The 16,166-nt window shown below is 72.1% G+C and carries 14 protein-coding genes; 13 read left to right on the forward strand and 1 reads right to left on the reverse strand.

Translation table 11 applies throughout. From position 1 onward, the window contains the following. The first annotated feature begins 126 nt into the window (after window positions 1–126). The 13 genes from Q4C85_RS09835 to Q4C85_RS09895 all read left to right on the forward strand — a co-directional run bounded on the left by Q4C85_RS09835 (window position 127) and on the right by Q4C85_RS09895 (window position 13,962). Complete coding sequence (locus tag Q4C85_RS09835; RefSeq protein WP_303141678.1) at window positions 127–1,413, forward strand: PrsW family intramembrane metalloprotease; 1,287 nt, start codon at window positions 127–129, stop codon at window positions 1,411–1,413. A 143-nt stretch (window positions 1,414–1,556) separates the two neighbouring features. Further along, the gene (pdxS, locus tag Q4C85_RS09840) at window positions 1,557–2,405 is read left to right on the forward strand and encodes a pyridoxal 5'-phosphate synthase lyase subunit PdxS (RefSeq protein WP_303141696.1); all 849 of its coding nucleotides are present in this window, start codon (window positions 1,557–1,559) and stop codon (window positions 2,403–2,405) included. After that, on the forward strand, window positions 2,402–3,073 hold the full coding sequence (locus tag Q4C85_RS09845) for an NUDIX hydrolase (protein WP_303141679.1): 672 nt from the start codon (window positions 2,402–2,404) through the stop codon (window positions 3,071–3,073). The genes pdxS and Q4C85_RS09845 overlap by 4 nt, the downstream gene beginning before the upstream one ends. A 16-nt stretch (window positions 3,074–3,089) precedes the next feature. After that, window positions 3,090–3,818 carry a pyridoxal 5'-phosphate synthase glutaminase subunit PdxT gene (gene pdxT / locus Q4C85_RS09850; protein ID WP_303141680.1) on the forward strand — a complete coding sequence of 243 codons (729 nt, stop codon included), beginning with the start codon at window positions 3,090–3,092 and terminating at the stop codon, window positions 3,816–3,818. A 75-nt stretch (window positions 3,819–3,893) separates the two neighbouring features. Then, window positions 3,894–4,652 carry a YebC/PmpR family DNA-binding transcriptional regulator gene (locus tag Q4C85_RS09855; protein ID WP_303141681.1) on the forward strand — a complete coding sequence of 253 codons (759 nt, stop codon included), beginning with the start codon at window positions 3,894–3,896 and terminating at the stop codon, window positions 4,650–4,652. Between the two features lie 25 nt (window positions 4,653–4,677). Further along, window positions 4,678–5,346, forward strand: coding sequence for a crossover junction endodeoxyribonuclease RuvC (locus Q4C85_RS09860; RefSeq protein WP_303141682.1), 669 nt, complete (start codon window positions 4,678–4,680; stop codon window positions 5,344–5,346). Window positions 5,347–5,430: 84 nt separating this feature from the next. Next, a complete protein-coding gene (ruvA, locus tag Q4C85_RS09865) occupies window positions 5,431–6,060 on the forward strand; it encodes a Holliday junction branch migration protein RuvA (RefSeq protein ID WP_303141684.1) in 630 nt (209 codons plus the stop codon). Further along, window positions 6,053–7,084, forward strand: a complete 1,032-nt coding sequence (gene ruvB / locus Q4C85_RS09870; protein WP_303141686.1) for a Holliday junction branch migration DNA helicase RuvB — start codon at window positions 6,053–6,055, stop codon at window positions 7,082–7,084. The genes ruvA and ruvB overlap by 8 nt, the downstream gene beginning before the upstream one ends. Window positions 7,085–7,356: 272 nt before the next feature. Continuing rightward, window positions 7,357–7,740 carry a preprotein translocase subunit YajC gene (yajC, locus tag Q4C85_RS09875; protein ID WP_303141687.1) on the forward strand — a complete coding sequence of 128 codons (384 nt, stop codon included), beginning with the start codon at window positions 7,357–7,359 and terminating at the stop codon, window positions 7,738–7,740. A 68-nt stretch (window positions 7,741–7,808) separates the two neighbouring features. Continuing rightward, a complete protein-coding gene (gene secD, locus Q4C85_RS09880) occupies window positions 7,809–9,788 on the forward strand; it encodes a protein translocase subunit SecD (protein WP_303141688.1) in 1,980 nt (659 codons plus the stop codon). Continuing rightward, complete coding sequence (gene secF / locus Q4C85_RS09885) at window positions 9,785–10,882, forward strand: protein translocase subunit SecF (protein WP_303141689.1); 1,098 nt, start codon at window positions 9,785–9,787, stop codon at window positions 10,880–10,882. The genes secD and secF overlap by 4 nt, the downstream gene beginning before the upstream one ends. Continuing rightward, window positions 10,879–11,541 carry an adenine phosphoribosyltransferase gene (locus Q4C85_RS09890; protein ID WP_303141691.1) on the forward strand — a complete coding sequence of 221 codons (663 nt, stop codon included), beginning with the start codon at window positions 10,879–10,881 and terminating at the stop codon, window positions 11,539–11,541. Before secF ends, Q4C85_RS09890 begins: the two co-directional genes overlap by 4 nt. Window positions 11,542–11,628: 87 nt before the next feature. Then, window positions 11,629–13,962 (forward strand): bifunctional (p)ppGpp synthetase/guanosine-3',5'-bis(diphosphate) 3'-pyrophosphohydrolase, encoded by a 2,334-nt coding sequence (locus Q4C85_RS09895; protein WP_303141692.1) that lies wholly within the window; start codon window positions 11,629–11,631, stop codon window positions 13,960–13,962. Window positions 13,963–14,805: 843 nt separating this feature from the next. Here Q4C85_RS09895 and Q4C85_RS09900 read toward each other — a convergent pair. Beyond that, the coding region (locus Q4C85_RS09900) for a DUF349 domain-containing protein (RefSeq protein WP_303141693.1) at window positions 14,806–16,166 on the reverse strand (1,361 nt) is incomplete at its 5' end.

Here is a 16,166-nt window from a genome sequence, read left to right on the forward strand (position 1 = left end):
GCTCTCCCGCTCCGGCCACGACGTGACCGAGCCCGAGCCGCCCCCCGCGCTCCCCGCCCACGGCGCGCCGACCGAGCCCCACGCGCGCCCCGCGCCCCCCGCCGACGGCCACGAGGAGGCCCAGTGATGAGCGGCCACGTCCCCCCGTCCAACTCCGCGTGGGCCCCGCGCGCCGGCTACCGGCGTCACTCCTACAGCCCGGCGCACAGCCCCGCCGAGCGCCCGCCGGCCCTGGACTGGACGCCCCAGGCCGACCGCTTGCTGCGCCGGGGCACCGTCGCCCTGTGGGTCCTGGGGGTCCTGGGCGTCATCGGCTTCCTCATCGTCCTGGGCGTCATCTACGCCACCGCCGGCCAGGAGCTCTCCCGCCTGCTCCTGCCGGTCGTGCTCGCCCTCGTCCCGCTGCACATCGTCCTGGCCGCCGTGGGCTGGATCGACAGGTGGGAGCCCGAGCCGCTGGGCGCCCTGGCCGCCGCCTTCCTCTGGGGCGCCGGCGTGTCGACCGTCGTGTCGCTTGTGGTCAACACCTCCACCACCGTGCTGGTGGCCCAGGCCACCGGCTCCCTGGACGGCGGCTCGATGGTCTCGGCGGTGGTGACCGCCCCCATCGTCGAGGAGCTGACCAAGGGGCTGGGGGTGCTCATCCTCTTCCTCCTGCGGCGCCGCTCCTTCAACGGTGCCGTCGACGGCCTCGTCTACGCCGCGGTCATCGCCGCGGGCTTCGCCTTCGCCGAGAACATCCTGTACTTCGTGCAGTACTCCGATGTGCTGCTGCAGACCTTCATCATGCGCGGCATCGCCTCGCCCTTCGCCCACGTCATCTTCACTGCCTGCACCGGCATCGCCATCGGTTCCAGCGCGAGGATGCGCTCGCGGCTGGCCTGGGCGTGGGTCACTCCGATCGGTCTGGCGGGGGCCATCGTCCTCCACGCCTTCTGGAACGGGGTGCTGACCGCCGCCCCGACCCTGTACTTCCTCATCGCCGTACCGTTCTTCATCGCCTCGGTCGGCTTGGTCGTGTGGCTGCGCTGGAGCGAGCGGATGACCATGCGCAGCCGGCTGGGCGACTACCAGCGCGCCGGGTGGTTCGCCCCGGCTGAGGTGACCATGATCACCACCGGGTCGGGGCGTGCCGCGGCACGACGCTGGGCCAAGAGCCGCGGGGAGCCCTCGCGACGTGCGATGCGGGACTTCCTGGCCGCCTCCTCGGCCCTGGCGCAGCTGCGCCAGCAGGCAATCGATGGGCACGCCGAGGCGGATTTCGCCACCCGGGAGCAGGCCCTCCTGCGCACGGTCGTCGAGTCGCGCCGCGCCTTCGCGGCGCAGTCGCCGTGCTGTAGCCGGGCAGTTGCGAAGTGGCCCCGGCCGGGGCCCGCACCGCCCGAGGCGGGCGACCGTCCCGAGGGGCAGTAGCATGACCGCGGCACCATCGCCGACCCGTCGTCCCGCGGCCTGAGCCAGCGGGACCCGCCACCGAGGACAACCGGAGGACCACCGTGAGCCCCCAGGCCGACCCCACCCCCGTCTCCACCGGCACGACCACCGTCAAGCGCGGCATGGCCGACATGCTCAAGGGGGGCGTCATCATGGACGTCGTCACCCCCGACCAGGCGAGGATCGCCGAGGAGGCCGGTGCCGTGGCCGTCATGGCCCTCGAGCGCGTCCCGGCCGACATCCGCGCCCAGGGGGGCGTGGCCCGCATGTCCGACCCCGACCTCATCGAGGGGATCATCGAGGCAGTCTCGATCCCGGTCATGGCCAAGGCACGGATCGGCCATATCGTCGAGGCGCAGGTGCTCCAGAGCATTGGGGTGGACTACATCGACGAGTCCGAGGTCCTCACCCCGGCCGACTACGCCCACCACATCGACAAGCACGCCTTCACCGTGCCCTTCGTCTGCGGCGCGACCAACCTGGGCGAGGCCCTGCGGCGCATCACCGAGGGGGCGGCCATGATCCGCTCCAAGGGCGAGGCGGGGACCGGTGACGTGTCCAACGCCGTGACCCACATGCGCACCATCCGCGACGAGATCCGCCGGCTGGTCAGCCTGCCCCCCGACGAGCTCTACCTGGCGGCCAAGGAGATCGGCGCCCCCTACGACCTCGTCGTCGAGGTGGCCACCACCGGCGCGCTGCCCGTCGTCCTGTTCACCGCCGGCGGTATCGCCACCCCGGCCGACGCGGCCATGATGATGCAGCTGGGCGCCGAGGGGGTGTTCGTCGGCTCGGGCATCTTCAAGTCCGGGGACCCGGCCGCCCGCGCCGCGGCCATTGTGCGGGCTACCGCCCAGTTCGACGACCCCGCCGTCATCGCCGAGGTCTCCCGGGGTCTGGGTGAGGCGATGGTGGGCATCAACGTCGAGGACGTGCCCTCCCCGCACCGGCTGGCCGAGCGCGGCTGGTGAGTTCCGCCACCGGCCGGCTCTCAGCGCCCCTGACCGCCGACGGGCGCCACCCCGAGCTCGTGCCCGCCGACTGGGCGCAGCGCATCGACCCGGGGGAGTGGGCGCTGGGACCCGAGGGCCTGCCCTCCCGCCGCGCCGGCCGTGTCCTGGTCATCACCGTCGGGGGCGACGCCCTGCTCCTGACCGGGCACGACGCCGACGACCCGTCTCACTCGTGGGTCTTCACCCCCGGTGGCGGCATCCGCTCCGGTGAGGACTCGCGGGCGGCGGCCGCCCGTGAGCTCGCCGAGGAGACGGGCATCGTCGTCGACCCCGCCGGGCTTGTCGGCCCCATCGCGTGGCGTGACGCCGTCTTCCGCTTCTCGGCGGTGCTGTGCCGTCAGCAGGAGGACTTCTTCCTCCTGCTCCTCGACGAACGCGTCCTGCCGGTGCGCGACGGCTGGACCGACCTGGAGCGGGAGGTCGTCGACGCCGTCGACTGGTGGACCCCCGGCCAGCTCGATGCGGCGGTAGGCGCCGGGACCACCGTCTACCCCGGCGCCATGCCCGGCCTCGTACGCACCCTGAGCCGGGGCTGGGACGGCAGGCCCATTGACCTGACCGAGCCCGAGGACGCCGCCTTCATCGCCCGGATCGGCGCGGGAGTTCCGGCCTCCCCGCGCACCTGACCCGACAGGAGCCCCCATGGACCGCATCCCCTCCCCGCGCATCGGCGTGCTCCACCCCCGCGCGCTGTTCCCCGCCGCGGGCGCCCCCGACGAGCGCCCCACGATCGGGGTCCTGGCCCTCCAGGGCGACGTGCGTGAGCACGCCGTGGCGCTCCAGGACTGCGGCGCCCGACCGGTGGCGGTGCGGGACGCCGGCGCGCTGGTCGCCCGCACCGAGGCCCCCACCGGCCTGGATGCCCTGGTCCTGCCCGGCGGGGAGTCGACGACGATGAGCAGGCTGCTGCGCGCCTTCGGGATGCTCGGCGCGCTGCGCGATCTGGTCGCCGGCGGGCTGCCGGTCCTGGGCTCTTGCGCCGGGATGGTCCTGCTCGCCGAGCGGGTCGATAACGCCGGCCCCGGTCAGGAGCAGGTCGGCGGCCTGGACGTGACCGTGCGCCGCAACGCCTTCGGCCGCCAGGTCGACTCCTACGAGGAGGACCTCGTCGCCCCCCTCCTGGGGGCGGGCCCGGACAACCCCATGCGCGCCGTGTTCATCCGCGCCCCCTGGGTCGAGCAGGCGGGCCCGGGCGTCGAGATCCTCGCCACGACATCCGCCGGACGGGCCGGTCAGGAGGGCGAGGACACGCGCGGTAGGATCGTGGCCGTTCGTCAAGGATCCATCCTCGCCACCTCCTTCCACCCGGAGGTCGGCGGTGACCGCCGGGTCCACGACCTCTTCGTCGCCATGGCGGCCCGCCCGAGCTGACAGGGCGGGACGCCGACGGGCGCCCGCGGCCCTGCCCGGTCCCCGTAGCCATTCGCCGACTCCCAAGGAGCACACATGTCGGGTCACTCCAAGTGGGCCACCACCAAGCACAAGAAGGCGGTTATCGACGCCAAGCGCGGCAAGCTCTTCGCCCGCCTCATCAAGAACATCGAGGTCGCTGCGCGCACCGGCGGGGGCGACCCCGCGGGCAACCCCACCCTCTACGACGCCATCCAGAAGGCCAAGAAGAACTCCGTGCCGGCGGACAACATCACGCGCGCGGTCAAGCGCGGCAGCGGTGAGGAGGCCGGCGGCGCCGACTGGCAGACCATCATGTACGAGGGATACGGCCCCGCCGGAGTGGCCTTCCTCGTCGAGTGCCTGACAGACAACCGCAACCGGGCCGCCTCGGACGTGCGGGTGGCCTTCAGCCGGACCGGCGGCTCGCTGGCCGACCCCGGATCAGTGGCCTACAACTTCTCCCGCAAGGGCGTCATCGAGGTCGCCGCCGCCCCGGGGGTCGACGAGGACTCCATCCTCCTGGCCGTCCTGGACGCCGGGGCCGAGGAGGTCGTCGAGGGCCCGGAGTCCTTCGAGATCATCTGCGAGCCCACCGACCTCGTGGCCGTGCGCACGGCCCTGACCGACGCGGGTATGGACTACGAGTCCGCCGAGTCCCAGTTCGTGGCCGCCACCAAGGTCGAGGTCGACGTCGAGGGCGCCCGCCGGGTCATGCGTCTCATCGACGCCCTCGAGGACCTCGACGATGTCCAGAACGTCTACACCTCCGTCGATGTCTCCCCGGAGGTGGCCGCCGCCCTGGAGGAGGACTGAGGGCCCGGGCCCGCCGGAGGCCGCCATGGCCGCAGGCGCTGCCCCGGCGCGCTCCCGCAGCGCCGTGGTCGCCCAGCAGCGGGTCCTCGGGGTCGATCCGGGGCTGACCCGCTGCGGCCTGGGCTGCGTCGACATCGACCCGCGCCGCCGCGCCCGGCTCGTCGAGGTCGGCGTCGTGCGCACCCCGCCGGGCCAGAGCCCCGAGCTGCGCCTGCTCGCCATCGCCCAGGCCCTCGAGGACTGGATCGCCCGCCTGGGTCCCACGAGTCTGTCGGTCGAGCGGGTCTTCGCCCAGGACAACCTGCGCTCGGTCATCGGCGTCGCCCAGGTCATGGGCGTGGTCATGGTGGCCGGTGCTCGGGCCGGCATCGAGGTCGCCCAGCACACGCCCTCTGAGGCCAAGGCCGCCGTCACCGGGTCGGGCACCGCCGACAAGGCCCAGGTCCAGGCGATGGTCCGCCGCATCCTGGGCCTGGAGGCCCTGCCCCGGCCCGCCGACGCCGCCGATGCCCTGGCCCAGGCCATCTGCCACGGCTGGCGCGGCGGAGGCACCGGTGTGGACGGCGCCACCGACATGGTCTCGGCGGGCGGGTCGGTCAGGGTCAGCGCCCGGACCCCCGCCCAGCAGCAGTGGGCCGCCGCGCAGGCGGCCGCCCGCCGTCATGGTGCGGTCGACCCGCGCCGGCGCCGCTGACTACCGGGCCTGCTATTGTCTGGACAGGTGTTCGAAGCCCACGACGGGCGGCCGTCCGTCCTTCCCCTTGAGGAGCCCCACCGCATGATCAGCTCACTGCGCGGACCCGTGCTCGACGTCGGACTGAGCAGCGCGACCATCGAGGTCGGCGGCGTCGGCATGACCTTCCTGGCCACCCCGGCCACCCTGGCCGGCCTGCGGGTCGGTCAGGAGGGCTCGGTGAGCACCGAGCTCGTCGTGCGGGAGGACTCCCTGACGCTGCTCGGCTTCGCCGATGCCGACGAGCGCCACTGCTTCCGGGTGCTCCTGGGTGCCAAGGGGGTGGGGGCCAAGCTCGCCCTGGCGGTGCTGGCCGTCCACACCCCCGATGCCCTGCGCCGCGCCATCGCCACCCAGGACGTCGCCGCGCTCACGCGCGTGCCGGGGCTGGGACCCAAGGGCGCGCAGCGGGTCATCCTCGACGTCGGCGACCGGCTGGGGCCGGTCAGCGGCACGGGCTCCCCGGCCCCCGGTGCCTCCGCCACCCCGCCGGGCGCGCCGGGCCCCCACCCCGACGTCGTCGCCGCCCTCGTCCAGCTGGGCTGGCACGAGGCGGCCGCCGCCCAGGCGGTGGCCGAGGTCGAGGCAGAGCACGCCCCGGGTGAGCCGGGCCTCAGCGTGCCCGAGCTCCTGCGTGCCGCGCTGCGGCGCCTGGGGGGAGGCAGGCGTGGCTGAGGACTGGGATGGGCGCGTCGTGGCAGGGGGCGCCGATGAGACCGAGCGGGCCGCCGAGGCGGCCCTGCGCCCCAAGCGCCTGGAGGACTTCGTCGGCCAGCAGGTCGTGCGCGGCCAGCTCTCGGTGGTGCTGCGTGCCGCCCTGTCGCGGGGCACCACCCCCGACCACGTCCTGCTGTCCGGCCCGCCGGGGCTGGGCAAGACGACCCTGGCGATGATCATCGCCGCCGAGGTCGATGGGGCGCTGCGCCTGACCTCGGGGCCCGCCATTCAGCACGCCGGGGACCTGGCGGCCATCCTGTCCTCCCTGGAGGAGGGCGACGTGCTCTTCATCGACGAGATCCACCGCCTGGCGCGCACCGCCGAGGAGATGCTCTACCTGGCCATGGAGGACTTCCGGGTGGACGTCATCGTCGGCAAGGGCCCCGGTGCCACCTCGATCCCCCTGGCACTGCCACCCTTCACGGTCGTGGGCGCCACGACGCGGGCGGGCCTGCTGCCCGCGCCGCTGCGCGACCGCTTCGGCTTCACCGGCCACCTCGAGTACTACGGCCCCGGTGAGCTGAGCCGCATCATCACCCGCTCGGCCAAGCTCCTGGGCGTGTCCGTCGACGCCGCCGCCGCGGCCGAGCTCGCACGGCGCTCCCGCGGCACCCCGAGGATCGCCAACCGTCTGCTGCGCCGCGTCCAGGACTGGGCCGAGGTCCACGGCACCCCCGGCCGGCTCGACATCGAGGCGGCCCGCGGCGCCCTGGAGGTCTTCGAGGTCGACGAGCTCGGCCTGGACAGGCTGGACCGGTCGGTGCTCGACGCCCTGTGCACCCGCTTCGCCGGCGCACCGGTGGGCCTGACCACCCTGGCGGTCAGCGTGGGGGAGGAGCCCGAGACCATCGAGACCGTGGCCGAGCCCTTCCTCTTCCGCGAGGGTCTCATTCTCCGCACCCCCCGCGGCCGTCAGGCCACCGCGGCCGCCTACGCCCACCTGGGCCTGGCGGTCCCTGACGACGGCGCGCTGTTCGGCTGATCCGCCACGACCAGCGCCATCCCCCCGCGAGATCGGGACATATGGCACTCAGGCCCGCTCCTGCTCCGCCGCTGTCGACCCCGCGTCCCGGCGGTACCGACACGGTCACGTATCGGCGCCCTCGAGCCGCGAACCCGACCGCAGCGGATCTCATGTCGCCAACACGTGACGCGCCTCGCGGCTCACGAGTCCTCCGGTGCCCTAGACTCGGCCGGGTTGCCCCCCTGGTGCCAGGGGAGTCCCAGACGATCGGAGTCATCCTCATGGATCCTATGATCCTCATGATCATCGTTATGCTCGTCGCGTTCTGGCTCATGTCGCGCTTTGCGCGCAAGCAGCAGACCAGGATGCTTGCCGAGCAGGAGCGGCGCACCGAGGAGGCCCTCGTGCCGGGCACGTGGGTGCGCACCCGCGCGGGCTTCTACGGCACGGTCGTCGAGGTCGATGGCGACGTCGTCACCCTGGCCACGCCGCTGGGCGATGAGTCCCTGTGGGCCAAGAACGCGATCCTCGGCGCCGAGGAGCCGCCCTTCGCCTCGGTCCAGGACGAGGAGGACGGCGAGCCCTCCGAGCTCCTCGAGGACCGTCAGGACGCCGAGGCCGGGGATCCCGCCGACGGCGAGCGGGGCAGCGAGCCCGCCGACGACAAGGCCTGACCCTCCCCGCCCCATACACCCTGCGGCCTGCCCCGACGCAGCCGCCCCGCTTCCCAGGAAGGGACCGCGTGTCCACCACCACGACTACGCATCCAGGCCGTCGTCTGCTCCTGCTCCTGCTCCTCATCGCGATCGGCTTCGGGGCGCTGGCCTACGGCGCCCACTCGGGCCGCACCTCGATGACCCCGGGCCTCGCCCTCGACCTGGAGGGCGGCACCCAGATCATCCTGACCCCCACGACCTCGGACGGCTCCGAGATCACTAACGAGGACGTCGACCAGGCCATCGAGATCATCAGGCAGCGTGTTGACGCCACCGGCGTGGCCGAGGCGCAGATCTCCCGCCAGGGAGGACAGAACATCGTCGTGTCCTTGCCGGGGACGCCGAGCGAGGAGACCCTCGAGCTCGTGCGCACCTCGGCGGTGCTCTACTTCCGTCCGGTCCTGCGCATCATCCAGGGCAATGCCACCCAGGTCGCCGCGGCGCAGAACGAGTACGTCGCCGCAGCGCAGGCCTCCGTACAACCCACCACCGAGCCGAGCGCCCAGACCACTGCGGCGGCGACCGACCCGGCGGCAGCCGCCACGGAGCTGAGCACCGTCACCCCCGAGCAGGTCGCGACGATCTCGGCCGATGTCAACGGCGACGGCACGATCAGCCCCGAGCCGTTCCCGGCGGGCACGGCGGGAGATGAGGGCAACTCCTCGGACTCCTGGATCTCCGAGCAGCTCATCTACGACGCCCACATGACCGACTGCACGACCCAGGAGGCCCTGGCCGGGCAGAGCCAGGACCCCGCCAAGGCGGTCATTTCCTGCGCCAAGGACGGCTCCGGCACGATCTACATCCTGGGACCGGCCGAGATCGCGGGCACCGACATCCAGACGGCGAACTCGGGCCTGGAGACGACGAGCCAGGGGCAGACGACGAACAACTGGGTCGTCTCCCTGGAGTTCAACGACGAGGGGACGGCCGAGTTCGCCACGCTCTCCGAGCGCCTCCTGGTCTACCGCGACGCGGCGGCCGTCTCGAGCACGGCGGCCACCGGCGCCACCTCGACCGACGCCCAGAAGGCTCAGTTCGCCATCGTTCTGGACGGCCTGACGATCATGGCCTCGGGCTTCAACTCCAGTGTCACGGCGCCGATCACCGATGGTCGTGTCCAGATCAGCGGGGGCTTCAACCAGGCCAGCGCCAACACGCTGGCCAACCAGCTGTCCTTCGGCTCCCTGCCGCTGACCTTCACTGTCCAGTCCGAGCAGCAGATCTCCGCGACGCTGGGCACCGAGCAGCTGCACAACGGTCTGTTGGCCGGCCTGGTCGGCTTCGCACTCATCATCGTCTACCTCGGCTGGCAGTACCGGGGGCTCAGCGTTGTCGCGGTGGCCTCGCTGGTCGTCGCCGCGGCCATGACCTACCTGGCAATCGCCCTGCTCAGCTGGACGATGGGCTACCGGCTGTCGCTGGCCGGGGTGGCCGGACTCATCATCGCCATCGGCATCACGGTGGACTCCTTCATCATCTACTTCGAGCGCGTGCGCGACGAGGTCCGGCTGGGCCGCACCCTTGTCGTCGCAGTCGACGAGGGGTGGCGGCACGCCCGGCGGACGATCATCGTCTCCGACGCCGTCAACCTCGTGGCCGCCGTCGTCCTGTACTACCTGGCGGTGGGGGGTGTTCAGGGATTCGCCTTCACCCTGGGGGTGACCACCGTCGTCGACCTGGCGGTCATCGTCCTGTTCACCCACCCGCTCATGGTGTGGATCCTGCGACTGCGCTTCTTCGGCCAGGGCCACCGGCTCTCGGGACTCGACCCCGAGCACCTCGGTGCCCGCTCGGCCTCGACCTACGGCAAGGGCCGCGAGGCCCTCATCGACTCGGTGGCCGGATCGCTGGCCAGGCGCAAGGCCGAGGCACGCCAGGAGGCAGGCAGTGAGGCCGACGACGAGTCCACAGACGAGCACACGGGTGAGGACTCCGAGCGTGACGGGGACGTGCTCGACACGGACTCCTCGGACCCGAGCCGAAAGGACGGTGAGGACCGGTGATCTCCCTGGCGCAGCTGGGCAACGACCTGTACTCCGGTAAGACCTCGATCCCCTTCGTCCCCCGGCGCGGCGTGTGGTACACGATCGCCGTGCTCATCATCGCGCTGTCTGCGGTGCTCGTGGGCACGATCGGTCTGACCCCCGGCATCGACTTCAAGGGCGGCTCGGAGATCACCGTGGGCGGCCTGTCCTCGCCCCGGGTCGGTCCGGCCAACGACGTTCTGCGCTCCGAGGGGCTGTCACAGAGCTCCTCGGTGACGACGATGGGATCCTCGGCGGTGCGCGTCCAGACCAACGAGTTGTCCGCCGATGAGCTCGACGCCCTGTCCGCCGCCCTGGCCGATGCCTACGACGCCGAGCCCTCCGAGGTCTCGGCGACCACCATCGGACCGACCTGGTCCTCGGACGTGACCAAGAAGGCGATACGCGGTCTCGTCGTCTTCTTCGTCCTCGTCGGCGCTCTCATCTGGGCCTACTTCCGCACCTGGAAAATGGCGGTGGCCGCCCTACTGGCCCTGGCCCATGACATCGTCGTGACGGTGGGTGTCTACGCCCTGTCGGGCTTCGAGGTCACTCCCGCCACGATCATCGGTGTCTTGACGATCCTGGGCTACTCCCTTTACGACACCGTCGTCGTCTTCGACAAGATCCGGGAGAACACCCAGGCCTATGAGGCCCAGACCCGCTCGACCTACGCCGAGCTGGCCAACCTGGCGGTCAACCAGACCTTCATCCGCTCGATCAACACCTCGGTGGTTGGCGTGCTGCCGGTCGCCTCACTGCTCGTCGTCGGCGCCTTCATCCTGGGGGCCGGGACGCTGCGCGACATCGCCCTGACGCTGTTGATCGGCATGATCGCGGGCACGCTGTCCTCGATCTTCCTGGCCACGCCGCTGCTGGTGGACCTGCGCTCACGCGAGACGGGGGTCCGCGAGCAGGCGGAGCGGGTCGCCGACGCCCGTGCGCGCCGCCTGGCAGGCGCCACCGAGGAGGAGGCCGCGGCCCTGGCCTCGGCCCCGGTCGCCGCACCACTGATCCCCGGCCACCACCTGGGCGTGCACGCCCAGCCCAAGAGGAGGAAGAAGCGCTCATGACGGCGTCCCCACCCGTACCCGCCCCCTCGGGGCCGTCCATCTCGCCCGCCCCGTCCCAGGGAACTGAGGCCGGGCGCGGCGCGACCCGGTCCTGGGACGGTCCTTTCGACCAGGCGCCCGAGCTGTCCGGCGTGCTCACCGAGCTGGTCCTGGACAACCTGCGCGAGATCCCCGACTTCCCCGAGCCGGGTGTCCTGTTCCGTGACATCACACCGTTGCTGGCCAACGGCAAGGCCTTCGCCAACCTCATTGACGGTCTGGCGGCCCACTACCGCGGGCACATCGATGCCGTCGCCGGCCTGGAGTCGCGCGGCTTCGTCCTGGCCGCCCCCCTGGCCGTGCACCTGGGGCTGGGCATGCTGACTGTGCGCAAGGGGGGCAAGCTGCCCGGTCCCGTTCTCAGTGAGGACTACACCTTGGAGTACGGCACCGCCCGCATGGAGATCCGCCCCGACACGGTGGTGCCCGGCCAGCGGGTGCTCGTCATCGACGACGTTCTGGCCACCGGCGGGACCGCCGCCGCCTCGATCTCCCTGCTGGAGCGCGCGGGGGCACGGGTCGTGGGGGTGTGCATGCTGCTCGAGCTGGCCGGCCTGGGCGGCCGTGACCGGCTGCCCGGCCGCAGGATCGACTCGGTGGCCACCTTCGCCACCGCCTGAGCCCGGCCCCGCCGGCCGTCACCTCGCGGGTCGGTGATGGTTCCTCTGGATGTCTGATGACCGGCCTGACACGGCTATGATCCGGTCATGACGGAGACCAAGAGCAGCAGCGACCTCGGGGAGGGGACTGTCGTTCCCGGCTCGCGGGTGCGCAGCCGCCTGGCCTGGTTCGGGTCGCGGGGCCACTCGACGCCCGCCGCCATCGAGCCGCTCATGCGGGCGCTGCGCGCCAACCACCCCAAGGCCGACACGAGCCTCATCGTGCGCGCCTACGAGGTTGCCGAGAAGGCCCACTCCGGTCAGCGACGCAAGTCCGGAGAGCCCTACATCACCCATCCGGTGGCGGTGGCGACCATTCTCGCCGAGCTGGGCATGACCCCTCAGACCCTGGCCGCCGCCCTGCTCCACGACACCGTCGAGGACACCGACTACACCCTGGACCGGCTGCGCGCCGACTTCGGCGACGAGATCGCCCTGCTCGTCGACGGCGTCACCAAGCTCGACAAGCTCCAGTACGGTGAGGCCGCGGCCGCCGAGACCGTGCGCAAGATGATTGTCTCGATGTCCAAGGACATCCGCGTCCTGGTCATCAAGCTTGGCGACCGGCTCCACAACGCCCGCACATGGAGGTATGTCTCGGCCCAGACCGCCGCGCGCAAGGCCAAGGAGACCCTCGAGATCTACGCCCCGCTGGCGCACCGGCTGGGGATGAACACGATCAAGTGGGAGCTGGAGGACCGCTCCTTCCGCGCCCTGTACCCGGGTGTCTACGACGAGATCGAGCACATGGTCGCCGAGCGGGCACCGGCGCGCGAGGAGTACCTGCGCCAGGTCCGCCTGCAGATCGAGGAGGACCTGCGGGTCAACAAGATCAAGGGCACGGTGACCGGTCGACCCAAGCACTACTACTCGATCTACCAGAAGATGATCGTACGGGGCAAGGAGTTCGACGACATCTACGACCTCGTGGCCGTGCGCGTCATCGTGGACACCGTCCAGGACTGCTACTCGGTGCTCGGCGCTCTGCACTCCCGGTGGACACCGATGTCCGGCCGGTTCAAGGACTACATCGCCGTCCCGAAGTTCAACCTCTACCAGTCCCTGCACACGACGGTCGTGGGACCGGGCGGCAACCCGGTCGAGATCCAGATCCGCACCGCCGAGATGCACCGCATGGCGGAGTACGGCGTCGCCGCGCACTGGAAGTACAAGGAGGATCCCAACGCCACGGGACCGAGCCCGCGAGGCGGGTCGGCCCGTTCGGCCGAGGCCGCCGAGATGGGCTGGCTGCGCCAGCTGGTCGACTGGCAACGCGAGACCCAGGACCCCGCGGAGTTCCTCGAGGCGCTGCGCTTCGAGATGGCCGGCACCCAGGTCTACATCTTCACCCCGCGGGGGGACGTCGTCGCCCTGCCGGGTGGCTCAACGACCGTCGACTTCGCCTACGCCGTCCACACTGAGGTCGGCCACCGCACGGTCGGGGCGCGTGTCAACGGCCGACTGGTCCCCCTGGACACGACGCTGGAGAACGGCGACACCGTTGAGGTCTTCACCTCCAAGGCCCAGGGCGCCGGGCCCAGCCGTGACTGGCTGGGCTTCGTCGGCTCGACCCGCGCGCGCAACAAGATCCGCGCCTGGTTCTCCAAGGAGCGGCGGGAAGAGGCCATCGAGGAGGGCAAGTCTGCGATCGCCCGGGCGATGCGCAAGAAGGACCTGCCCATCCAGCGGCTCATGAACCATGACTCCCTCATGGACGTGGCCAAGACGCTCGACAAGGGCGACATCGACGGCCTGTACGCCGCGGTCGGGGAGGGGCACGTCTCCGCCCAGCACGTCGTGGCCACGCTGGTGGCCTCGGTGGGTGGGGAGGCCGGTGCGGAGGAGACCCTGGCCGAAGGGGTCCTGCCCACCAAGGCGGCCTCGGTCCACCACCGTCAGCGCTCGGGCGACGCGGACGTCGTCGTCGAGGGCATGGGCGAGGGCGATGTCTACGTCAAGCTGGCCCGCTGCTGCACCCCGATGCCGGGCGACGAGATCGTCGGCTTCATCACCCGCGGTTCGGGCATCTCGGTGCACCGCAGCGACTGCCACAACCTCGAGCAGCTCGAGCGCGAGCCCGAGCGGATGGTCCCGGTCCACTGGGCCTCCCACGCCCAGAGCGCCTACCTCGTCCAGATCGACGTCGAGGCGCTCGACCGCGGCGGGCTACTGGCCGACATCACCCGGGTGCTGGCCGACAACCACGTCAATCTCATCAGTGCGACGATCGGGACCTCACGCGACAGGGTGGTCACCGGCAGGTTCGTCGTCGAGCTGGCCGCGGCCAGCCACCTCGACCACACCCTGACCTCCCTGCGGCGCATCGACGGCGTCTTCGAGGCGCGGCGGTCGACCTCCGCCCCCCGGCGCCAGCCCTCCTGAGCCGTCACGAGCCGCCGCACGAGGCGTCGCACCCGGTGCCAGGAGCGCGTCGAGGATCCCCTCGGCGCGGTGGCGTCCCCGACGGTCCTGGCCCCCGCAGCCGTAGAGGGCCATACCCAGGTCCTGACGACCCAGCCCCGCGTCGCGGGCGAGCAGGACGGCCTGGACGGCGAGGGCCGGCGGAGCAGTGCGCGCCACGTCGACGGCGGCGCGCGCCAGGCTCGAGCAGCGCACGCCGGCCAGGGTGAGGAGGTCGCGCGCGGGCAGCCGGCTGCGGGACACCGAGACCGAGTCGGTGGAACGACGTCCGTCGGGACACGAGACCGTCAACAGCTCGGGGGGCATGCGGCCGGTGTGTACCCACAGTGCCGCCGCACCGACGACGACGCCTCCGGGTGGAACCAAGGGCGAGACGAAGGCGGCGCGTGCGGCGGCTGAGCCCAGGAGGTCGGCGGGCACCTGGTGCCCGAGGACGGTGACGAAGAGCGCGTCGTCGAGGTGGGTGCGCAGGACGGCCAGCTCCTCGTCGGGCAGCGCGGCCAGAATGGGTTCGAGGGGGCGGGGCAGGAGATGCGCCAGGGCGGCGCGGGCATGGACCGGGGCGTGCTGGCGGCGGGTGCGTGCGCGAGCCCGCCGTAACGGGGTGGGCTGCGGGCGGGGCGGGCCGGGATGCGGTGATGCGGTCACCGTCTGAGCATGGGCCCACCGGCGGCGGCGCACCAGGCCACCGGTTCCGGTTGTGGATAACCGGGCGCCGTCACCGCGCGGGGCCCGACAGGCCGGTGGCCCCGCACGGGGGCGGGGCCACCGGGAGCTGTCAGGTCCGGGGATCAGGTCCGGGGATCAGGCCCGGGCGGAGCGGCGGACCTGGTCGAGCCAGGCGCGGCGCGCCGTCAGCGCCGCCTCCGCCTCGGCGACCTTCGTCGAGTCGCCCGCAGCCCGGGCGGTGGCGAGGTCCTTCTCCAGGCCGGCGATCGACTCCTCGAGCTGTCCGGCCAGCCCCTCGGCCCGTGCCTTGGTCTCGGGGTCGGTGCGGCGCCACTCGGCGTTCTCCGCCTCGCGGATCGCATCCTCGACGGCGCGCATCCTGCCCTCGATGCGGCGCACCGCGGTACGCGGGACCCGCCCCGCCTCCTCCCAGGCGTCCTGGATCGGGCGCAGGGCCTTCTTGGCGGCCTTGACGTCCTTGATCGGCAGCAGCGCCTCGGCCCGGGCGAGCAGCGCCTCCTTGGCCTTGAGGTGCTCGGCGAACTCGGCGTCGGTCGCCTCGTCCTTGGCCTTCCGGGCGTCGAAGAAGACCTGCTGGGCGGCGCGGAAGCGCGCCCACAGGGCGTCGTCGACCTTGCGCGAGGCACGGCCCGCCCGCTTCCACTCCTCCATGAGCGCGCGGTACTTCGCCGAGGTGCCGGCCCAGTCGGTGGAGGTCGACAGCTCTTCGGCGCGCTTGATCAGCGCCTCCTTGGCGGCCTTGACCTGGGCCTGCTTGGCGTCGAGCTCACTGAAGAACTGGCGGCGGTGGCGGTCGAAGGTGGTCCTGGCGTGGCTGAAGCGCTTCCACAGGGCGTCCTCCGTGACACGGTCCAGGCGTGGACCGCGGCGCTGGGCCTCCTTCCACTGCTCAAGCAGGTCGCGCAGCTCGGCGCCCGAGCTCTTCCACTGCGTGCGTGCCGGGTCCTGGGCGCTGATCGCCTCGGCCCTCTCGACGATCGCGGTGCGGTCCTTGAGCGCCTGCTCCTTGGCGGCGGCGCGCTCGGCGGCCACCGCGGCACGGCGCTCAGCGGCCACCGCCTTGAGGGCGGTGAAACGGGCACGCAGCCCCTCGAGGTCACCCACCGCCGCGGGCTCGGCCAGGGACTGTTCGATCGAGGACAGGGTCGAGTCGATCTCGCGCACGCTCAGCTGGGGAAGGCGGGTGGCGAACAGATCCACCGAGGCCTTGAGGTCGAGGTAGCGGCGCACGTAGAAGGCGACCGCCTCGGCCACCGGCGCGTCGGGGAACTGACCGACCTCGCGCTCGACGCCACGGTCCTGGACATAGACACGCCCTTGGCCGTCCACACGTCCCCACTTGGCGGCGTCCATCGCCTCCTGGGGGTCGACGACCGGCTCGGCCGGGGCGGGGACCGCGGGCACCGGGGTCGAGGAGGGCTCAGCCGACTCGGCCTGCTCGGCGGGCTCAGTGTGCTCGGCCTGCTCGGCCTGCT

Source organism: Actinomyces sp. (genome assembly GCF_030524025.1).
Lineage (GTDB): Bacteria > Actinomycetota > Actinomycetes > Actinomycetales > Actinomycetaceae > Actinomyces.